The sequence below is a fragment of the Dietzia sp. Cai40 genome, from assembly GCF_014145165.1.
Taxonomy (GTDB): Bacteria; Actinomycetota; Actinomycetes; order Mycobacteriales; family Mycobacteriaceae; genus Dietzia; species Dietzia natronolimnaea.
This window is the reverse complement of sequence record NZ_JAALEB010000081.1, coordinates 1-2,447: the sequence shown is the minus strand read 5'-3', so window position 1 is coordinate 2,447 and position 2,447 is coordinate 1. Positions and strand designations below refer to the sequence as shown.

The following is a 2,447-nucleotide window of genomic DNA, read 5'->3' as shown; positions in this document are numbered from 1 at the left end:
TCCGGCCCGGTGCCGGTCCACCGCGTCCACGGCGACCTGCACCTGGGCCAGACCCTGCGGGCCCCGGACCGCTGGATCATCATCGACTTCGAGGGCGAGCCGGCCGCCCCGCTGGCCGAACGCCGGGTGCCGGACTCCCCCGCCCGCGACGTGGCGGGGATCCTGCGCAGCCTCGACTACGCCGCCCAGCACACGCTGGTGGGGGTCGACGACCGGCAGTTGCGGTTCCGGGCCCGCGAGTGGCGGGACCGTAACGTCGACGCCTTCTGCGCCGGGTACGCCGAGGTGAGCGACTCGGACCCCCGCGACTCCGGTGCGCTCCTCCGGGCGTACACGCTGGACAAGGCCCTCTACGAGGTGGTGTACGAGTCGCGCAACCGGCCCAGCTGGGTGGGGGTCCCGCTGGGCGCGGTCGAGCGCATCCTCGCGACGGACTAGCGCCGTGCCGTCAGCTCGCGGGCAGCTGGTCCTTGGCCCACTTGTAGTCGGCCTTGCCCGCGGGCGAGCGGCGGATCTCGGGCACGTCGACGATCACCTTGGGGACCTTGTAGTTGGCCAGTGACTGACGCAGGAACTCGGACAGCTCGTCCTGCTCCACCGACTGCCCCTCGCGGAACGAGACCACGGCGGCGACCTTCTGGCCGTAGCGCGGGTCCGGCGCCCCGGCGACGAGCGCGTCGTGCACGGCCGGGTGCGCCTTGAGCGCCTGCTCGACCTCCTCCGGGAAGACCTTCTCGCCGCCGGTGTTGATGCACCCCGAACCGCGGCCGAGGAACACGATGGTGCCGTCCTCGCGGAGCTGTCCCATGTCGCCCAGGACCGAGACGCGTCGACCGTCGACCACGGGGAACGTCTTGGCGGTCTTCTCCGGGTCGTTCCAGTAACCGATCGGCAGGTGACCGCGGCGGACGATGTAGCCGATCTCGTCCGAGCCCGGCTCGATGGGATGGAAGTCCTCGTCGACCAGGCCGAGCTTCGGGCTGGCCGGGATGGTCATCTCGCCGGACTCGCTCATCCCGAGCTCGCCGTCGTTGCCGGCCTCCGAGGCGCCGAAGTTGTCGCGGATGATGATGTTGGGCAGCACCTCGAGCACGCGCTCGCGGCTGGACTTGGACCAGATGCCGCCGCCGGAGGCCATCATGAACAGGGTGCTGAAGTCCATGGTCTCGGTGCCCTTGACCAGCTCGTCCGTCAGCGGCACCGCCATGCCGTCGCCGACGAACATGAGGATGTGCGCCTTGTGCTCGGCGGTCGCCCGGATGATCTCCGCCGCGTCGAACTCGCGGAACATGATGAGGTGGCCGCCGAGGTTCACGAAGGTCAGCAGCGTGAACAGGCCCGCACCGTGCATGAGCGGGGCCGAGATGACCACCTTCATCCCGCCGTCGGGCGAGACGTTGTCGGCGACCTCGGCGGGGCTGTGCCGCTTGTCACCGTAGGGGTTGCCCCCGGACAGGCACGCGTAGAAGTAGTCCGACATGTGCCACTGCACGCCCTTGGGGAAGCCGGTGGTCCCGCCGGTGTAGACGATCCAGTGGTCGTCGCCGCGGACGGGCTCGAAGTCCCGCTCCGCCGACTGTGCCGGCCACTCGGTGTCCCCGTCGACCACCGTCAGGCCCTTCTCGGCACACGCCGAGGCCAGGACCTCCGGGACGCCGCCGAACACGATCACGGTACGCACGGTCTCGAGCTTCGGGACCGCTGCGGCCATGGTCTCGGCGAACTCGGCGTCGACCAGCACGGCGATCGACTTGGAGTCGTTGAACAGGTAGACCAACTCGGGCGCGGTGTACCGGTAGTTCACGTTGATCCCGGCCACCCGGGTCTTCATGCACCCGATGATGGCCGCCATGTGCGCGGTGCTGTTCTTCATGTAGAGCGCGACGTGGCTGAGCGGCTCCGCACCGTGGGCGCGGAGCAGGTGCCCCATCTGGTTGGCGAGATCGTCGACCTGACGGTAGGTGTAGTCGACGCCGTCCATGGTCAGCAGTGCGTTGTCCGGGATCTTGTCGGCGACGGCCTCGAACACCGCGGCCTCGTTCATCTCCGGGTTGGTTCCGGCGAGCGGATCGGTCGAATGGTCAGCAGCTTCGGTCATGGCAGAATCCTTCGCGAGGGCGGACGAAATGTGGCTGTCCTCACATTGTGACCTGAACTTGTTCTCATGTCCAGACGGCACCCTGATCAGGTCAAACTCTCAATAAGTAGAACGAGTTCTAGAGCAGTTCGTGTCCATGGCAACGATTCTGCGTGACCCCACGCCCCCGAGCGCCTACATTTTGGACATGAGTTCACGGCGGTCCCCGCAGAGCGGCGCGCCCTACGACGGGGGCCTGATGCTGCCCCACGCCACCCGGACGGGGAGCGTCCCGGTGGACGGTCGCCGATCGGCCGCGCCGGAGGCGGATCGGCCCTCCGGCCGGAGGCCGGTGCTGACGGGCCCCGGG

Annotated in this window: 1 protein-coding gene and 1 pseudogene; one reads left to right on the top strand and one right to left on the bottom strand. The window is 68.7% G+C overall.

The annotated features are described in order from the left end of the window. Positions 1–438, top strand: a pseudogene (locus tag G6022_RS04125) (hypothetical protein); the annotation flags it as partial. Between the two features lie 10 nt (positions 439–448). On the opposite strand, the gene G6022_RS04120 reads toward G6022_RS04125, so the two are convergent. Then, on the bottom strand, positions 449–2,098 hold the full coding sequence (locus tag G6022_RS04120; RefSeq protein WP_182638507.1) for an AMP-binding protein: 1,650 nt from the start codon (positions 2,096–2,098) through the stop codon (positions 449–451). Positions 2,099–2,447 lie beyond the last annotated feature (349 nt).

Coding starts and splice junctions, on each gene's coding strand:
- G6022_RS04120 (WP_182638507.1), bottom strand. CDS start 2,098: ATGACCGAAGCTGCTGACCATTCGACCGATCCGCTCGCCGGAACCAAC.